Below are 16,542 nucleotides of genomic sequence, written 5' to 3'. Positions count from 1 at the left end.
CAGCACCGGCCCAAGTTGTGTAGATCCCTATGCTGCGATAGCGGTAAGCCAACCCATGATGTGCTGACTGTAAGATTGCTATCGCAGGCAAGCCAGCTCCCACAGGGTTTTGTGGCGGCTGTTAGACGACGAACCTGGCCACCATCCCATTCAAATCCACCGCCAACCTCGACAGCTCATGGCTGGCCGCGCTGGTCTGGTTGGCGCCCGCCGCCGACTGGGTGGCCAAGTCACGGATGTTGACCAGGTTGCGGTCCACCTCGCGGGAGACCTGGGCCTGTTCTTCCGACGCGCTGGCAATCACCAGGTTGCGTTCGTTGATCAGGCTGATAGACGCCGTGATCTGCTCCAGTGAGGCGCCGGCTGCGCGTGCCATTTCCAGGGTGGTCTGGCTGCGCTGGTTGCTCTGTTGCATGGACTGCACCGCCTCACCGGTACCGTTCTGGATGCCGGCGACCATTTTCTCGATTTCCTGGGTCGACTGCGCGGTGCGATGGGCCAGGGCGCGCACTTCATCGGCGACCACCGCAAAGCCACGTCCGGCCTCGCCGGCACGGGCGGCTTCAATCGCCGCGTTGAGCGCCAGCAGGTTGGTTTGCTCGGCAATCGCACGGATCACATCCAGCACCTTGCCGATATCCCGGCCCTGAGCGGCCAGGCCTTCAATCATCGCGGAGGTATTCTGTACGTCCTGGGTCATGGTCTGGATCGCGCCGACGGTTTCCATTACCCGATCACGGCCTTCCCGCGCGGCCTGGTTGGACTGCCCGGACGCCTCGGAGGTGGAAACCGCGTTACGCGCCACCTCCTCCACTGCCGCCGTCATCTCATTGACGGCCGTGGCGGCCTGGTCAATTTCATTGTTCTGCTGTTGCAGGCCACGGGAGGCTTCCTCGGTGACCGCGCTCAACTCTTCCGCCGCCGAAGCGAGCTGCGTGGCCGAACCGGCGATGTGCTGGATGGTCTGGCGCAGGCTGGCTTGCATGGTCGACAGCGCACTGAGCAACCGTGCCGGTTCGTCCTTGCCATCGTCCTCGATGGTTTTGCTCAGGTTGCCGGCGGCAATGGTTTCAGCCACTTCCACAGCCTTGCGCAACGGGGTCACGATACTGCGGGTCAGCAACCAGGCCAGCAGCACGGTGAGCAATGCCGCCACCACGGAGACTGCCACCACACCGGTGATCGCGCCTTCGTAGCTTTGCCCGGCATCCTCGTCGGCCTGCTTGGCGTCGGCCGCATTGATGGCAATCAGCTTGTTCAGTTGCTCGCCCATCTGGTCAGTGCCGTCCTTGATACGGCTGTTGATCAGGGCGCGCATCTCATCGACCTTGCCCTGTTTGGACAATGCCACCATCTCGGCCTGGGCCTTGAGGTAATTGTCCAGGGTCACGCCAAAGGTCTTGTACAGCGCTGCCTCCTCCGGGCCGGCAGGCAGCGTGGCGTATTTGGCCTGGGCGGTCTTGACCTTGTCAGCCAACACACCGATGCGGGTCTCGGCTTCCTGCAAGGCGGCAGGCTCGCGGTTGACCAGCACACGAAACGACAGAATGCGCATGCGCAGCACGTTTTCGGTGATGGTGCCCAGGTGGGTCATGCTGGGCAGTTGGTTGGCGCTCATGTCCTGGGAGGATTGGCGCATTTGCGTCATGCGGTTGACCGCAAACACGCCCAGCAGCACCACCAGAACCGCAATGAAGGCAAAACCGATAAACGCGCGAGGGGCAATATTCAGGTGACGGAGGGACATAGGGCTGCTCTCAGAAGTAGTGTTTGCGAGCGTCCTTGCCGCGAAACGATCCGTCAGCGTCAACGCGCTGCCCAGACCTTGGTCACCACTGTTGTCGTTGTAGTGTGGGCCTATGCTTGATATCGGCTGGGCCACGGCTTTAGCGCAGGGTTTTTATAAATATTTTTTTACACTTCAGGCGCCTGGCACTTTCTGGCATCCTGCGCCTCCATTTTCTGACCCGAGCCATCATTTTGTCTGACGCTCAAGCCCCCCGCCCGCGCTATAAATCCGACCTCATGTACGGCCTCGAAGATCGCCCGCACTTCACCGCCGCGATTTTTGCCGCGTTGCAGCATGTGTTGGCGAGTTTTGTCGGAATCATCACGCCCACCCTGATCGTCGGCGGCGTACTCGGGCTGGAAAGCGAAGTGCCGTACCTGGTGAGCATGGCGCTGTTTGTCTCGGGGCTCGGCACCTTTGTGCAGGCGCGCACCTTCGGGCCGGTGGGTTCGGGGCTGTTGTGCCTGCAAGGCACCAGTTTTTCTTTTATCAGTGTGATTTTGAGCGCCGGGTTTATGGTCAAGGCCCGGGGCGGCGGCACCGATGAGATCCTCTCGACGATCTTTGGCATCTGCTTTTTCGCGGCGTTTATCGAAGTGGTGCTCAGCCAATTCATCGGCAAACTGCGCAAACTGATCACCCCGGTGGTCACCGGCACCATCATTACCTTGATGGGCTTGTCACTGATCAAGGTGGCAGTCACCGACATGGCTGGCGGCTATGGCGCCAGCGATCTGGGCGCGGCGGGCAACATGGGCCTGGCGGCGTTGGTGCTGCTGACCATCGTGGTACTCAACCGCTTCAACAACCCGTTTCTGCGCCTGGGTTCGATCGTGATCGGTTTGACCCTGGGCTTTGTAGTAGCGTGGCTGCTGGGCCGCGTCGACATGGCCGCCCTGCCCCAAGTACCGCTGATCAGCGTGCCCGTGCCGTTCAAATATGGTTTCTCGTTCGACTGGGTGGCGTTTATCCCGGTGGCGGTGATCTTCCTGATTTCGCCCCTGGAAGCCGCCGGTGACCTGACCGCCAACTCGATGATTTCCCAGCAACCGGTCAAGGGCCCGCTGTACATCAAGCGCATCAAGTCCGGCCTGCTGGCCGACGGCCTCAACTCGGCGATGGCCGCCACGTTCAACAGCCTGCCGATGGTGACCTTTGCCCAGAACAACGGCGTGATCCAATTGACCGGCGTGGCCAGCCGCTACGTGGCGTACTTCATTGCTGGCCTGCTGGTGCTGCTGGGGCTGTTTCCGATGATCGGCGCGGTACTGCAACTGATGCCCAAGCCCGTATTGGGTGGCGCGACTCTGATCATGTTCGGCACCGTGGCCGTGGCCGGCATCAAGATCCTCGCTGAAGCGGGCCTGCATCGACGTAATGTGCTGATCGTGGCGATTTCCCTAGGCATGGGCCTGGGCGTCGCCGCCGTGCCGGAAGTGCTGCGCGAGCTGCCCAAGGCGCTGCACAACATCTTCGAATCGCCGATCACCGTGGGCGCATTCTGTGCAATCCTGCTGAACATTTTCCTGCCCGAAGAGTTCATAGAGCTGGAAGAAGATGAATTCGAGCCGGAGTCCTCTACCCTCAAGGTCATGCAGGACCCGGACGTTACCCAAAAGTAGGAGCATTTCTTTATGCGCAAGCTCATGGTTGTATCGCTGTTGCTGCTGACCTTGAGCGCCTGCGCACTGTTCCCCAACCGCGACCCGGTGAACATCAATGTGGTGGGCATCGAGCCGCTGCAAAGCCAGGACCTGGAAGTGCGCTTTGCGGTGAAGCTGCGGGTGCAAAACCCCAATGAAGCGGCAATCGACTACAACGGCGTGGCGCTGGATCTGGAGGTCAATGGCCGGCCACTCGCTTCTGGCGTCAGCGATCAGGCTGGGAGCATCCCACGCTTTTCTGAAACCGTACTGATGGTGCCGGTCAGCGTTTCGGCGTTTTCGGTGTTGCGCCAGACCCTGGGCCTTAGCCAGACCCAAAGCCTGAACAACCTGCCCTACGTGCTGCGCGGAAAATTGGCGGGTGGCCTGTTTGGCACCATGCGTTTTGTGGAGCGTGGCACCCTGGACTTACCGAACACTGCCACCTGGTAAGTGGCTGAAAACCACATGTGGGAGCTGACTTGCCTGCTCCCACAGGTTGATTGCGTTCAGTCAGTGATATAGCGAACGCCTGGCTTGGCGCGCTCGTCGACCACCAATTCAAAAATATCCGGCCGGGCGTAATGCCCCACTACGTCGTAGTCGTAGCGGGCCCGCACCAACTGATCAGTATCGATCTGCGCCGTCAACAAACCCGCTTCGCCCACCAACGGCCCCGCCAGAATATCGCCCATGGGTCCAACGATCACGCTGCCGCCGGCAATCAACGGACGGTCCACCGGCCAGTTGGCAACCTCCACACCCAAGGCTTCAGGCGATGCCTGCACCTGGCAGGCGCTGACCACAAAGCAACGCCCTTCATGGGCAATATGGCGCATGCTCACCTGCCACATGTCGCGCTCGTCCACGGTGGGTGCACACCACACCTGGACGCCCTTGGCGTACATCGCGGTGCGCAGCAACGGCATCATGTTTTCCCAGCACACCGCGCCGCCGATACGCCCAACCGCGGTGTCAATCACCGGCAGGGTCGAGCCGTCGCCCTTGCCCCAGATCAGCCGCTCGGTGCCGGTCGGCATCAGCTTGCGATGCTTGGCCACCAGGCCGCCCGAGGGTTCGAAATACAACACGCTGCAATACAGCGTACTGCCACTGCGTTCAATCACGCCCAGCACCAGGCTGGCACCGGTACGCGCCGACATCCCGGCCAGCGCCTCGGTTTCTGGCCCCGGTACGTCGATGGCGTTGGCAAAATACCGCGCAAAGGCTTCCCGGCCCTCGGGCAGGCGATAGCCCAACTGCGTGCCAAAGCTTTCGCCCTTGGGATAGCCGCCCAGCAACGCCTCGGGCATGACCACCAAGTGCGCGCCACTGCGCTGGATTTGATCCTCATAGGCCAGGATCTGCGCCAGGGTGTCAGCCTTGCCGCCAGGCAAGGCGCCGATTTGCAGGGCTGCGACAGTCGATACGGGCATCAGGCTTACTCCGATAGATAGGGGTTGCCCATTCTCTGGCCAGACTCGATCATGAATAAAGCCCACCTCAGTGCTAAATGATATGAGCCAAATGAATATCGCCCAGGTTGACCTCAACCTGCTCAAAACCTTCGAAGCCCTGCACGACGAGTCCAGTGCCAGCCGTGCGGCGCTGCGACTGGGTGTGACGCAGTCGGCGATCAGCGCGGGCCTACGGCGCTTGCGTGAGCTGTACGGCGACCCTTTGTTCGTGCGCACCGGACGCGGCCTGGCGCCCACATTGCGAGCCAATCAGTTGAAACCGGTGATCAGTGAGGCATTGGATCGCTGCCGCCAGAGCCTGGCGATGATCAGCCCGCAAAACCCGCACTACGAGGGCCGCTCGGTGGTGCTGGGGCTGTCGGATGACTTCGAGATTGCTTATGGCCGAAGCCTGATGGAGGCCATCGCACTGCGCCTGCCCAAACTACGGGTGATCTTTCGCCAGACCTACAGCCAGATCGTCGCCGCCGCCCTGCTCGACCGCACGCTGGACCTGGCCATTACCGCCGGCGGTTTTACCGAGCGCAGGCTGAGCCGACAGGTGCTGGGGGAAGGTGACTATCGTTGCCTGGTAGACCCCCATAGCCTGGCGCCGGGCCAGGAGGCTATCGACCTGCAGGGGTTTGTCACACGGGAACATGTATTGGTGTCGTCAGGCGGGTTTATCGGCATTACCGATGAAGGTTTGGCCGCCCACGGGCTGCGCCGCCACGTGTGTGCGTCCACCAGCCACTTTGCCGCGCTGCCGTATCTGCTCCAAGGCAGCACCGCCGTGGCAACCATTCCCGGGCATGCAGCCCACGCCATTGCGCAAATGACCGGCCTGCGCGTGCTGCCCTGCCCGCTGGCGCTACCGCATTACCCGGTGGAGTTGGGCTGGCGCACCCAGGCTCAGTTGGACCCGCTGTTGCTCAAGGTACGCGAAGCGATTGTGGCGTGCTTTACTTCGCCGCCGCCATCAGCTTGTTGACTTCACTGCGCACCATGTTGGAAAACTCCGGCGGCGACATGCCGTCGAGTTCGGCACGCACCCATTCGGCCCACTTGCCCTTGCGCTTGGCGCGCTCACCGAACAAGCGCGCGGCTTCGCCCTTGGCCTTGCCCAGGTTGGTTTGCCACAGGTCGTAGAGGCGCGACTTTTCATCTTCCAGCTCGGCGCGTTCGGCGAGGGTCTTGTTGGCGAGATTGAAGCTCATGTTGAATTACCTGCTGCACAAATAGGTGACATCTTACACTGTAGGCCCAAAGTTCCCGATCCGGATTTTGCCTCGGATGAGCGCATGGGGAAAAAAACTGCAACTTTTGCCTCCCCCCGATACTCCATTGTTCACTGCCACATCCACCTGCAAGGAGTCACTCAATGGCCCGCAAAACCGCCGCCCAAGCTGTCGAAGATCAAATCAAGGACCAAGCGTTCAGCGAACTGAGCGCGTTGATCGAAGAGTCGGACAAACTGCTCAAAAGCAGCGCATCCCTGGTGGGCGAGGAAGGTGAAACCCTGCGCGAGCAGGTTGCCATCAAACTCAAGCAAGCCCTGGAATCGGTGTCCAATGTGCGTGAACGCAGCAAGCCGGTCGTGGATGCCACCGAGACTTACATCGGCGGGCACCCATGGCAGACCGTGGCCATTTCCGCAGGCTTTGGCCTGGTGGTCGGCCTGTTGCTGGGTCGCCGTAACTGATCCATTCAGGCTGCGCCCCCCGCGCAGCCTGTTTCACCCCGCCGCCAACGCCCTCAACTCGCGCAACGCCTGCGCGTCCAGTTCGATCCCGGTTTCCTGCGACTTCGCCCGCGTACGATGGCGTCGGTCCCCCGGCAATCGACGCAACCCCGCCGCATGCATCTGCCGCACCAGCTCCTGGCTGCGTTGGGCGAAGCTTTGCCCAGCGGTTTTACTCGGGTCGATCACGATCAGAAGCTGGCCTGTCCACGGCGTGCGCGCGCCTGGGTGGTCCGTCCAATCGAATTCAAAAGAGAAGTTGCCGCCCGTCAACGCTGCCGCCAGCAACTCCACCATCATCGACAGTGCCGAACCCTTGTGCCCGCCAAATGGCAACAGTGCGCCGCCTTCCAGAATGGCTTTAGGGTCCTGGGTCGGCTGCCCGAGGCTATCGACGCCCATGCCCGGTGGCAACCGCTCGCCTTTGCGCGCGGCGATTTGCACGTCGCCATGGGCGATGGCGCTGGTGGCCAGGTCAAACACAATCGGCGCACCGTCGGCCCGGGGCGCCGCAAACGCGATGGGGTTGGTGCCGAACAACGGACGATCCGCGCCGTGGGGCACCACGCAGGTCATGCTGTTGACCACGCTGAGTGCCACCAGCCCCTCCTCGGCAAACGGCTCGACGTCCGGCCACAGGGCAGCAAAGTGATGGGAGTTATGGATTGCCAGCAACGCGATGCCGGCGCTGCGTGCCTTCTCCACCAGCAACGGGCGCGCCGCCGCCAGGGCCGGCTGGGCAAAACCATTGCCCGCATCGACGCGCACAAAGCCTGAGGCCACATCGGTCACGCTGGGGACGGCGGTGCCGTTGACCCATCCACTGGCCAGCGTCGAAAGGTAACCGGGGATGCGAAAAATACCGTGACTGTGGGCACCGTCACGCTCGGCACTTGCGCAGTTGTGCGCAAGAATCGCAGCAACCTGCGCCGATGTGCCGTGCCGAACGAACACCTGATGAAGTAACTCCTCCAGTTCAGCGAAGCGGATCGAGGCACAAGCGGTGGCAACTGTCGGGGACTGCGCAGACATTTGAAGCTCCGTTTTTATGATTGGAAGGGGCAACGAATGGGACATCCAGACCCTCGATTAAACACCACGCACGCTCTGCGTTGTCAACGTGCGCAGCGCTGAATATTTACCGCCTTGCGCCACGGACGCCTGCCTACCCTGTGCTTTTCCTGGCACGCCGGAGACAGGCTGTGGTTCGCTTAACGCCCCCGTATTTCTTCCCTGAGTTTCTCAAACCCCAAGGCAAAGCCTCGCCCACCGCTCGTGAACGTACGCTGGGGCTCACCGCCAAAGACCTTGATTGGCTGTACAACCTTTACCTGGCTACCGACGAGTCTCGGCAGGACACAAGCCGGCATGATCACCCCATGCGTGTTGAAAAGGTCCTGATCAACATTTCCGGCAAGCCCCCCATTCCCCTTGCCGGCGCGTTCGCGATCAGCCCGACACCCGACGCCGCCAAGGCATTGCTCTACACCCCGGATAACGGCATACAGGTCTATGACAGCCACGCTGCTCTGCTGAGCGAATTGATCGAGCAATTGGAAGACCCACTGCAGAGCGCCCCTTTGCTGAGCTACCTGTCGATGGACCAACGCAATGCGCTGGGCGCTGACACGCCCATGGTGTTGACCACTCAGCTCATCGAAGGTGAAGTCATGACGGAGCAGGCACGCATGCTCCAGGCCTGCCAGCTGGATAACGTCAAGGCCATGCTCGACCACCTGCAAAAAACCCCGACCTTGCCTGACATGCTCGACACGCTGCTGAGCGTCATGGCCCGCCCCCATTTCAAACACCTGGATCAACGGGACACACGGGTCAATGTCTTAACCCGCGAAGCTGAGCAAGCAACGCCACGCTGGGTCAACTCGCAGACCTTGAGCGAAGCGCTGCTGCAATTTTATGTGCGTCACAGGTGGCCCAAAGGGCAGATACGCGAATACTCGAACCCAAAACATGACACCACTGGTTTCAATGCCTCCGAACGGGAAGAAGATCACCGGCGTTGGGAGGCCTTGATCGAACAAAGCTCCAGTACTTTCTCGAAGCTGTTGGAAAGCCTGTTGCAGACCTACTGGAATGAAGATATCGACAGCGGCACCTCGCGCGTGGATTTTTTTGCTCAAGGCGTGGCGCAGAAGTTTCGCCTCGATGTGTTGCTCAAGCGCCAGGGCGAGATTATTACCGCCGAGGAAAGCCACGCACTTCAGGCCCTGTTCCTCAGCGACCAAAGCGCCCGCAGCGCCCATGCCGAAAACCTCAGCGTGGAAAAGGTGCGCCTTTATGCCCCTCATCAACATTACGTTGAACCAGCGAGCACCTTGATGATCACCGAGCACCACGCGTACCTCTACACCCAATCGCGCGGGTTACAGGTGCTGGAAAACCTCGACGACCTCAAAGACCGGTTACTGAGCATGCTCAAGGCCGAAGGCTACGAGGACGAATGGCTCAACTTCCTCTCATTGGATGAGCGCGACACGCTGCTCGGCCTGGACCCGATCACCATCGCGGCAAGGCCGATACCCGGCAATGTGTTCGTGACCTTGGTACAAGACATTGCGCGCAAGCAAACGGACAACCTTAACCACGCCCTGGAAATCTACCGGCGCAGCGATGGCCAAGTGGACCTCACAGCCCTGCTCGACAGTGCCCTGGACGTACGTGCCTTGCTGGACAATCAACTGGCCACACTAGAGACCAACGGGCGCTGGACCTTGCATCCGGTCACCCGTGGTAATGGCCGCCCTACGACCGTCAAGGCCGAGCGCGCCCGGCTGCAGCTTCAGAACCTGCGGGCGATTGAGCGTGCGCTGGCGATGGAGCGCGCGCACCACCCGACCTTACGTAGCATCGTCGCTGACACGCTCAACGCTGAACTGCAACTGCAGCAACAGTCAGCCAAAGCCGAAGAGGTGTTTATCAATACCTACGCCACGCGTGCCCAGGAGCGTGAAGAGCGTGCGACAGTGCAGTCATTGAGCATGCTTGAGCACTTCATTGAACGCCTGGCCCAAGAGGCGCCTGCGGTGCCCTTCTCGTCCAGGACGAAGTTCTATACGCGGGGCGAAGGCAATGTCTTCGTGCAATTGCCAAGCATGACGCTCAAGACGTTCAACACCGTCATCGAGCGCGTCCTGCTGCTGTTTTCCAAGCACGCCATGCGCCAGCAACCCCATGAGTTTCTGGTCAAGACTCACGCCAAACACGCCCACTCGATGCTGGTGGGGTTACGCAGCGAAGCCGAGCTGAGGTCGCTGGATAAAACCCTGGCGCCCACAAGCCAGGCCATTCTCGACACGCTACTTCAGCCCGACAGTCTGTCGCGCTTGACACGCCATGGCCTTAACGGTTTTTTGCCGGATGCCTATGGGTTGACGTTGGACTTGAACGCCGTCGATACGCCACAACCGCTGGCCAATACGTTCGTGATTACTGAGCGCGGCGGTATCGACCCGCAGCGCTCGGGCCAGGCGCTGCTCTGGACCCCGCGCCTGGGCTACGAAGTCTTTGCCTCGATCAACGCCCTGCGCGATGAAATCACCCAGCGCCTGGCGCACCCGATCAACAGCTTGAGCCTGCTGGAAAATCTGCCGTTCAGCTTGCGCGAGCCCCATCAGGCATTTCGCCAGGGCCCGCTGCAACGTATTGATCAGGACATGTTGAATGACCGAGTAGACAGCTACAACGACGCGGTCATGGAAGGCGTGGATCACCTGCAATCCATGGGCCTGCGCGCCCGTGCCTTGCAGGATCGGTTGGACGCCGTCATCGAACAGCCTCCGCCCACCAACCTTGGCAGGGCAATCACACTGGCCGATGCCATGGTCAACCAGCAGGCACTGCCGGTGTGGCTGGGTATGGCGCCGGCCCAGGACCAAATCCACCAGGCTGAACTTCTGGAGCAGTACTGCAACAACGCCGACGAGGAACATGACTACCTGCATGACATCCAACCCCTGCGTGCTTATGCCTTCACCACGCTGATGACGCTGCTTGAGGCGCGCTTTCCCGGCCAGGCGCTCAACCCCGATCACATCCTGATCCCCACCGATGCAGTGCTCGATGTGAATGTCGACAACCTGACCGACTTTGCGTTGCGGCACTGGCCAAATCTGACGGTTCAACACATCCGCCCACGTTCACGCACGGCAAAGCCATTACCGCAAGCCCTGGACGCAAGTGCCGTAATACAAATGGTGCGACAGCTGGATCTCAAAAGCGCTTATCAGCAACAGGTGCGAAGCCACCTTGAGGCGCAAACCGATGATGCACGCCAACGCAGGCGTCTGTTTTGCCGTCAGTTGCCGTGGCAAGCGCTGCAACACGCCGACGAGCAACGGTTGCAGGAGCGGCTTTCCACCCGAGCCTTGAGCCTGGTCCAGCAGATTTTCGATATGCCGGACACCGTGGCCCGAGCTTCACTCAGCGGGACCACGGCGATGATTCGACCGCTGGAACTGATCGCCACCGAAGGCGCCAGTACCGCCAAGGTGCTGGGTGTGTACCTGATCGGCCCGCAGTTTCCTGGCGAGGGTCCATGGGTGCTCTACGCGCCGTACAGCGAACAGCATGTGTTCAAGGAATACGCGGATGAAACGGCCTTGCTGGATGAGATACAAAGGCCCGGCATCCTGCAGGACTGGGTGCTTATGCACCTGGAAGATCCGCACCAGGCCACTTACCGCCATTTGCTGAAAAACAACCAGCATAGCCCGTCCGATATCCGCCTGGCCGCTTCGGCAGTGACGGGCAATGTGCTGCATTACCTGTTCAGCGAGAACACATTGATGTTGCTCAAGGTACTGGGCAGCCAATTCGAAGAAGGCACCAAGACCTTGTGGGATCATGCGACCCGCTTGTTCGGCACGCAAATCCCGACGGCGGTGCAGTTCATGGCCGGCAAACTCGCCTACCCGCTGGTGGTATGGCGTAGCTACACCTTGTTCAAGCGCTCGGCCGAAGCCTTGCAGCTACACCAGTGGCAGGCTGCATTCAAGGATTTCGTCAGGGGCGTGGCGCAAATGGCCGCCCTGCGCAGTGCGCTGGACGGCACCGCCCTTGCCCCACCCACTGAAAAGGAGCGCTCGCTGGCCGAGCTGACAGATGAGTCACTGCCCGCAGCCACCACCCTCGCCACCTGGCATGTCACCTGCCCTTCGCGCACCCGGCTGCAACCGTTCGAGGCACAGGACGTGGCGTTGCAAGACCTGAAAAAGAGCACGCTCAGCCAGGTGTATGAAGACCAGAAAAACGCGAAATACTACGTGCCGCTGGCCGGCAAGGTGTATAGCGTCAAGAACGCCGCACAACATTGGCGCCTCGCCAACGACGAGCAGGTGGGGCCGTACATCGGCCGTAATGCGCAGGGCATATGGGTACTGAAGCTGGACGGCCAGGAGCCGCGCTTCGGCAGGGCCCAGTCGTACCTCAAGACGTGGCGCAATGAGGTACGGGACATCAACATTGAAGCGGTCGGTATCCGCGATATTGGCGCGTTGACCTATTGGAAAGCCCAGGCCATCACCGAAGCGTTGAACTTTGCGACTTATTACGCGCTGAACTGCCGCCGCAACGTTGCGCAATTTGCTGTACAACGCGACCCTGACAGCCGGGTTGGGCGGTTTTTAGGGGAAATGTTTGGTGTCGTCACACTGACCCCGGACCAGGTCTTGAGAGTCACAAAAATAATCGACGAGATCATCGATGAACTCACCGACCCCAGCTTGACCGGTCCGAACTCCATGCGTTTTGTCGCGGGCACCAGCCGACAGGACCCGGCGTCGGATTATGCATTCATGATTCCCGCTGACACAGAACGCAAGCTGTATCTTCTGAGCCGATTCTTCGACCCTAATCTGGACGTCTACCAGAACCGTCTGCTGGAGAATGTGGCGTTCAACATATCGACGCACGCCAGGGCCAGCACGCTGATTCACGAATTATCGCACTTGAAGCTCGACACCGTGGACATTGCCTACCTGGACAGCATGCGACCCTTCCCAGACTTGATCAATATCGAAAGGCCCGGCGCCGAAGTGCTTAAAACCACCCTGGAGGATCTGCGCAGCACCGCGTTATCGACGATGACGCCTGCAACGATGCTGTTCAAGACTCAAGACACCCTCACCGAACTGTGGGAAGACTTCAAACCAGGTTCTGCAATTGAAAAGAAAATTTTCAAGGCCACCGGTGCCAAGACCTTGCAGGACGCGAGGATCATTTTCATGTCAGTCCCTGATAAACGGATTGACACCATTCTGGCCAACGCCGACTCGGTGACGTACCTGATCACCCATCTTGGCCGCCAGGTGGAGCCGGGCGCCTGAACGGCCCCCGGCGAGTGCATCAGTCTTTCTGGTCACGCAGCACGTTACCGGAAGCGCCATCGATGCGCGCCTCATACACGATGCCATCGGACTTGCGACCTTTGACTTCCCAATAGCCATTGTCATCCGCTTCAGCGGCGTAGACCTCAATGTAGCCGGCCTTGGTTTTCGCCACCTCGATGGCTTTCTCAATGGTGATCCAGCCTGCACCCGGCTTGTCGGCCATGGCGGCGCCAGCGCTCAACAGCGCGGAAGTAGCACACAGGGCGATCAAGGTTTTCTTCAACATTTTCGTACTCCATAGTGGACGACAGGTTAATTCCTGAATTTTTAGGCGCACACAAACAAGAATAAGTTCCAATTGATGTGCAATCGCCATGATGCGGTTCTCGCCGTCCACCTTGGGAGGTTAGAATGTGGGAAATCAGGATGAGTTAATGAGCGAAAAGCCCCTTTCAGAAACCGAATATGACGCCATCACCGACGCCGCCGCGCATTGGTGCATGCGCCTGCATGCTGCAGATTGCACGGCGGGCGAACGTCAGGCTTTTACCCAGTGGCACGATGCCCATCCGCTGCACGCCTTCGAATATGCAGCCATGCTCGAGATCTGGGACGTGGCCGACCACCTGCCCCGCGACAAGCCTGAGGCGGTGGTGGTCCCAATCAAGAAGCCAGCCAGCCGCTTGCGCACCTACGCGGTGGCCGCAGCGGTGTGCCTGGCGGCATTGCCGCTTGCCGCCTTCACCGGCTGGGAAGCGGGCTGGTTGCCCAGCTCCTATGAACGGTTCGAAGCAGCCAATGGCTTGAAAAAAGTCACCCTGGGCGATGGCAGCCAAGTGGAGTTGAACCTGGGCACCGAGTTGGTCTACAGCCATTACAAGGACCAGCGCCGTGTCACCCTGAAAAAGGGCGAAGCGTTCTTCAACGTCACGCACGACAGCCACCACCCGTTTATCGTGCGGGCCGGCGAAGGCCAGGTGCGAGTGACCGGCACGCAATTCAATGTCTGGGAATATGAAAATCAGGTGCGGGTGATGTTACTGGAGGGCTCGGTGCAGATCTCCAGCGACGGCGAGCATGCCAGTGTGCCGCTTAGCCCAGGCATGCAAGCCAGTTTCCATCAGGGTGACGCGACCCCGCAGGTCGCCGCTATCAATCCCGATGACACCGCGCTGGCATGGCGCCAGGGCAAGCTGGTGCTCGACAACCTGACCCTCACGGACGCCTTGCCCCTGATCAACCGCTACCTGAAAAAGCCGGTGATGCTCGCAGACGCCAGTACCGGCGCGATTCGCGTCGGCGGTATCTACAACATCAATGAGGTCAACAACCTCGTGCCCTCCCTGCCCAAGGTGTTGCCGGTGTACCTGACCCAAAACCAGGACGGCAACCCCGTGCTCAACTCCATTCCGCGTAAAGCCCCCAAGGGCTGAGCCCGCTCGCACGAAGCGGGACGTTTGGGCCGCAGGTGTCCATTTTTGAAACACCTCCCTCACCTGCATCGCCCGCCGTATGCGGATTCATGGTTCTGTCACAGGCAGTGTTACATGGCTGAGACAGCGTGAGATGAGCATGGGCCTATCTCACGCCTTTGAGACTGTTTCAACCCTGAAACAGGGTTGCCATCACTTTGCCTCGACTTTCTCCCAACCCCTTGAATAACCACATCTAATAAAAAGCGGCACGCCTTCTGCTCTTTCCCTGACACCGCTGTTTAGGGTCAGCGTTAAGAATAAGGACTGCCGCCGTGAACACACTCACACACGCCTCGTCGATAAACGTACTGCTGATCAGTTGCGTGCTCAGTGCAGGTGTCAGCCTGACGAGCCAGGCGGGTGACGGTGTGATCGTGACCGGGCGTACGGTGCAGGGCCACATGTACGGGCGCACCTCGCTGCCCGACCCCTACCCCAACACCGCCAATGCCAACCCCAGCAAAGAGATCAACAACGCTTTGACCGGCGAACTCAGCGACAGGGATATCGGCGGCATCAGCAGTGGCTCCAGCCTCGCCCGCTCCCTACAGCCCAACGGCAGCCTGTCAGGCCTGGGCGCCACCCAAAACAGCATGTCGACACTCGGCGCTGGCGCAGCGGCAGGCCATGGTGCGGGCAGCGGCAGCAGCATGGGCGGGCAGATCAGCGACTCGATCCAGCGTGGCATGGCGCCGCTCAACAACCTCGGCAGCATGATGGGGGGCAAGTGATGAAGCGCGCCCTGTTGGTGCTTGCCCTGCTGGGCAGCGCCTCGGCCATGGCCGACAACACCGCCGTGATCAACCACAGCGGCCAGCAATACGACGGCGTGCTGTCGATCAACCAGGCCGCCGGCACGGGGCAACAAATGTCCAACAGCCGCGCCATCGCGCTCGGTGGCCAGGCCACCAACGTCGACATCCAGCGCGTCGACGGCAAGGTCGACCCGTCCCTGAACGCCAAGGCCGCGATCCAGGGCAACTCATTCAGCAGTGGCAACGGCGTACTGGGCATCAACCAGTCTGCCGGGGCTAATAACCAATCCATCAACGCTGTGCGGATCAGCCTCAACCCTGGCCCGCAGAGCATCGATGACAGCGTCCTGTTGCAACAGAACACGACGACGCTGGCAACCGACTCAGGGCTCACCCCCACCACTGGCAGCCGCCAGGTCGTGACCAGCGACCAGGCCTTCACCGGCAGCCGAGGAGTGACACAGGTGAACCAGAGTGCCGGGGTGGGGAACCGAGTGGCTAACACCCTGGGCATCACTATCAAGTAACCGCTTGGTAGACGTTCGTTAGACCGTACCAACACTTAACCAACTAATTAGAAGCAAGGAGAAACACCATGAAACCTCAAATGGCTCTGAAACCAATGGTTTTCGCTCTCGCCGCACTCATGGCTGCTGCTGCTCAAGCGGGTGGCTGGCATCCAACCCCACAACCCACCGGTACTGTGGCCGCTGTGGTCACTGACGTACAGAAAAGCGAACACAACAAATTCGACGACACCAACACCGAGAACAACGCATCAGCCGACAACTCGGTAAATAGCAACAGCGGTAATGTCGGGGTCAACGCACAATCAGGTTCCGGCAACCAGGCTGACAACGCCGGCGCCATTTCCAGTGCCAAAGGCGACTTCGCCACCGTGTTTGCCGTGATCGATGTCGACCAAGGCAGCTCGCATAACAACTTCGTCAACAAAGGCACGCAAAACAACGCCTCCCTGGACGGTTCCATCACCGGCAACTCCGGCAACGTGGGTTACAACGGCCAGGCCGGCCAGGGGAACCAGGGTAAAAACAACCTGGCCATCACCACCGCTGACGGCAAGAACATCGCAGCAGCGTCCAACACCGAGCAGAACTCGCTCAACAACAGCTACCTGAACACGGCCGCCAGCAGCCATGGTTATGGCAAGCCTCAGTACGTGTCCAACAACGCAAGCCTCGACAACTCGGTTAACCGCAACTCCGGCAACGTAGGTGTCAACCTGCAATCGGGTGCGGGCAACCAAGGCAGCAACAGCCTGTCGATCGGCCAAGGTTGCAGCGTCTGCGCCAGCGGCGTGCGCTTCTGATCCAA

The 16,542-nt window shown here is 60.3% G+C and carries 14 protein-coding genes; 9 read left to right on the top strand and 5 right to left on the bottom strand.

The genetic code is table 11. The features are described from left to right. Positions 1 to 121: 121 nt before the first annotated feature. Positions 122 to 1,747, bottom strand: coding sequence for a methyl-accepting chemotaxis protein (locus RHM69_RS02720; RefSeq protein WP_014718728.1), 1,626 nt, complete (start codon positions 1,745 to 1,747; stop codon positions 122 to 124). Positions 1,748 to 1,980: 233 nt separating this feature from the next. Between RHM69_RS02720 and RHM69_RS02715 the strand changes: the two genes are divergently transcribed. Both RHM69_RS02715 and RHM69_RS02710 read left to right on the top strand, forming a co-directional pair. Beyond that, on the top strand, positions 1,981 to 3,411 hold the full coding sequence (locus RHM69_RS02715) for a nucleobase:cation symporter-2 family protein (RefSeq protein ID WP_032901653.1): 1,431 nt from the start codon (positions 1,981 to 1,983) through the stop codon (positions 3,409 to 3,411). A gap of 12 nt (positions 3,412 to 3,423) precedes the next feature. Next, on the top strand, positions 3,424 to 3,885 hold the full coding sequence (locus RHM69_RS02710) for an LEA type 2 family protein (protein WP_014718730.1): 462 nt from the start codon (positions 3,424 to 3,426) through the stop codon (positions 3,883 to 3,885). A gap of 56 nt (positions 3,886 to 3,941) precedes the next feature. Here the strand turns inward: RHM69_RS02710 and RHM69_RS02705 are convergent, their stop codons facing one another. After that, positions 3,942 to 4,868 carry a carbon-nitrogen hydrolase family protein gene (locus RHM69_RS02705; RefSeq protein ID WP_019817808.1) on the bottom strand — a complete coding sequence of 309 codons (927 nt, stop codon included), beginning with the start codon at positions 4,866 to 4,868 and terminating at the stop codon, positions 3,942 to 3,944. A gap of 91 nt (positions 4,869 to 4,959) precedes the next feature. On the opposite strand from RHM69_RS02705, the gene RHM69_RS02700 reads away from it, so the two are divergent. Next, complete coding sequence (locus RHM69_RS02700; protein WP_014718732.1) at positions 4,960 to 5,880, top strand: LysR family transcriptional regulator; 921 nt, start codon at positions 4,960 to 4,962, stop codon at positions 5,878 to 5,880. On the opposite strand, the gene RHM69_RS02695 is transcribed toward RHM69_RS02700, so the two are convergent. Further along, positions 5,852 to 6,106, bottom strand: coding sequence for a hypothetical protein (locus RHM69_RS02695; RefSeq protein WP_003190904.1), 255 nt, complete (start codon positions 6,104 to 6,106; stop codon positions 5,852 to 5,854). The genes RHM69_RS02700 and RHM69_RS02695 overlap by 29 nt on opposite strands. Before the next feature lie 164 nt (positions 6,107 to 6,270). On the opposite strand from RHM69_RS02695, the gene RHM69_RS02690 reads away from it, so the two are divergent. Then, positions 6,271 to 6,591 (top strand): DUF883 family protein, encoded by a 321-nt coding sequence (locus RHM69_RS02690; protein WP_019817806.1) that lies wholly within the window; start codon positions 6,271 to 6,273, stop codon positions 6,589 to 6,591. A 33-nt stretch (positions 6,592 to 6,624) separates the two neighbouring features. Here RHM69_RS02690 and RHM69_RS02685 read toward each other — a convergent pair whose 3' ends face one another. After that, the gene (locus RHM69_RS02685; protein WP_020301093.1) at positions 6,625 to 7,662 is read right to left on the bottom strand and encodes an Ldh family oxidoreductase; all 1,038 of its coding nucleotides are present in this window, start codon (positions 7,660 to 7,662) and stop codon (positions 6,625 to 6,627) included. 170 nt (positions 7,663 to 7,832) lie between these two features. Between RHM69_RS02685 and RHM69_RS02680 the strand changes: the two genes are divergently transcribed. Then, entirely contained in the window at positions 7,833 to 12,974 is a 5,142-nt protein-coding gene (locus RHM69_RS02680; protein WP_322255471.1) for a dermonecrotic toxin domain-containing protein, read from the top strand. Positions 12,975 to 12,993: 19 nt separating this feature from the next. Here the strand turns inward: RHM69_RS02680 and RHM69_RS02675 are convergent, their stop codons facing one another. Beyond that, on the bottom strand, positions 12,994 to 13,263 hold the full coding sequence (locus RHM69_RS02675; RefSeq protein ID WP_014718736.1) for a PepSY domain-containing protein: 270 nt from the start codon (positions 13,261 to 13,263) through the stop codon (positions 12,994 to 12,996). A gap of 148 nt (positions 13,264 to 13,411) precedes the next feature. Between RHM69_RS02675 and RHM69_RS02670 the strand changes: the two genes are divergently transcribed. The 4 genes from RHM69_RS02670 to RHM69_RS02655 all read left to right on the top strand — a co-directional run bounded on the left by RHM69_RS02670 (position 13,412) and on the right by RHM69_RS02655 (position 16,537). Further along, entirely contained in the window at positions 13,412 to 14,410 is a 999-nt protein-coding gene (locus RHM69_RS02670; RefSeq protein WP_014718737.1) for a FecR family protein, read from the top strand. A gap of 314 nt (positions 14,411 to 14,724) precedes the next feature. Further along, a complete protein-coding gene (locus RHM69_RS02665; protein WP_019817803.1) occupies positions 14,725 to 15,183 on the top strand; it encodes a hypothetical protein in 459 nt (152 codons plus the stop codon). Beyond that, positions 15,183 to 15,734, top strand: coding sequence for a hypothetical protein (locus tag RHM69_RS02660; protein ID WP_020301092.1), 552 nt, complete (start codon positions 15,183 to 15,185; stop codon positions 15,732 to 15,734). Before RHM69_RS02665 ends, RHM69_RS02660 begins: the two co-directional genes overlap by 1 nt. Before the next feature lie 68 nt (positions 15,735 to 15,802). Further along, positions 15,803 to 16,537, top strand: coding sequence for a hypothetical protein (locus RHM69_RS02655; protein WP_003190893.1), 735 nt, complete (start codon positions 15,803 to 15,805; stop codon positions 16,535 to 16,537). The last annotated feature ends 5 nt before the right edge of the window (positions 16,538 to 16,542 follow it).

The sequence above is a fragment of the Pseudomonas sp. CCI1.1 genome, from assembly GCF_034348165.1.
GTDB classification, from domain to species: domain Bacteria; phylum Pseudomonadota; class Gammaproteobacteria; order Pseudomonadales; family Pseudomonadaceae; genus Aquipseudomonas; species Aquipseudomonas paracarnis.
This window is presented reverse-complemented; position numbering and strand designations above follow the sequence as displayed.

What these genes read in the sequence shown, in the direction of transcription:
- RHM69_RS02720 (WP_014718728.1), bottom strand. Translation starts at nt 1,747, where the DNA reads ATGTCCCTCCGTCACCTGAATATTGCCCCTCGCGCGTTTATCGGTTTT.
- RHM69_RS02710 (WP_014718730.1), top strand. Translation starts at nt 3,424, where the DNA reads ATGCGCAAGCTCATGGTTGTATCGCTGTTGCTGCTGACCTTGAGCGCC.
- RHM69_RS02705 (WP_019817808.1), bottom strand. Translation starts at nt 4,868, where the DNA reads ATGCCCGTATCGACTGTCGCAGCCCTGCAAATCGGCGCCTTGCCTGGC.
- RHM69_RS02700 (WP_014718732.1), top strand. Translation starts at nt 4,960, where the DNA reads ATGAATATCGCCCAGGTTGACCTCAACCTGCTCAAAACCTTCGAAGCC.
- RHM69_RS02695 (WP_003190904.1), bottom strand. Translation starts at nt 6,106, where the DNA reads ATGAGCTTCAATCTCGCCAACAAGACCCTCGCCGAACGCGCCGAGCTG.
- RHM69_RS02690 (WP_019817806.1), top strand. Translation starts at nt 6,271, where the DNA reads ATGGCCCGCAAAACCGCCGCCCAAGCTGTCGAAGATCAAATCAAGGAC.
- RHM69_RS02685 (WP_020301093.1), bottom strand. Translation starts at nt 7,662, where the DNA reads ATGTCTGCGCAGTCCCCGACAGTTGCCACCGCTTGTGCCTCGATCCGC.
- RHM69_RS02675 (WP_014718736.1), bottom strand. Translation starts at nt 13,263, where the DNA reads ATGTTGAAGAAAACCTTGATCGCCCTGTGTGCTACTTCCGCGCTGTTG.
- RHM69_RS02670 (WP_014718737.1), top strand. Translation starts at nt 13,412, where the DNA reads ATGAGCGAAAAGCCCCTTTCAGAAACCGAATATGACGCCATCACCGAC.
- RHM69_RS02660 (WP_020301092.1), top strand. Translation starts at nt 15,183, where the DNA reads ATGAAGCGCGCCCTGTTGGTGCTTGCCCTGCTGGGCAGCGCCTCGGCC.
- RHM69_RS02655 (WP_003190893.1), top strand. Translation starts at nt 15,803, where the DNA reads ATGAAACCTCAAATGGCTCTGAAACCAATGGTTTTCGCTCTCGCCGCA.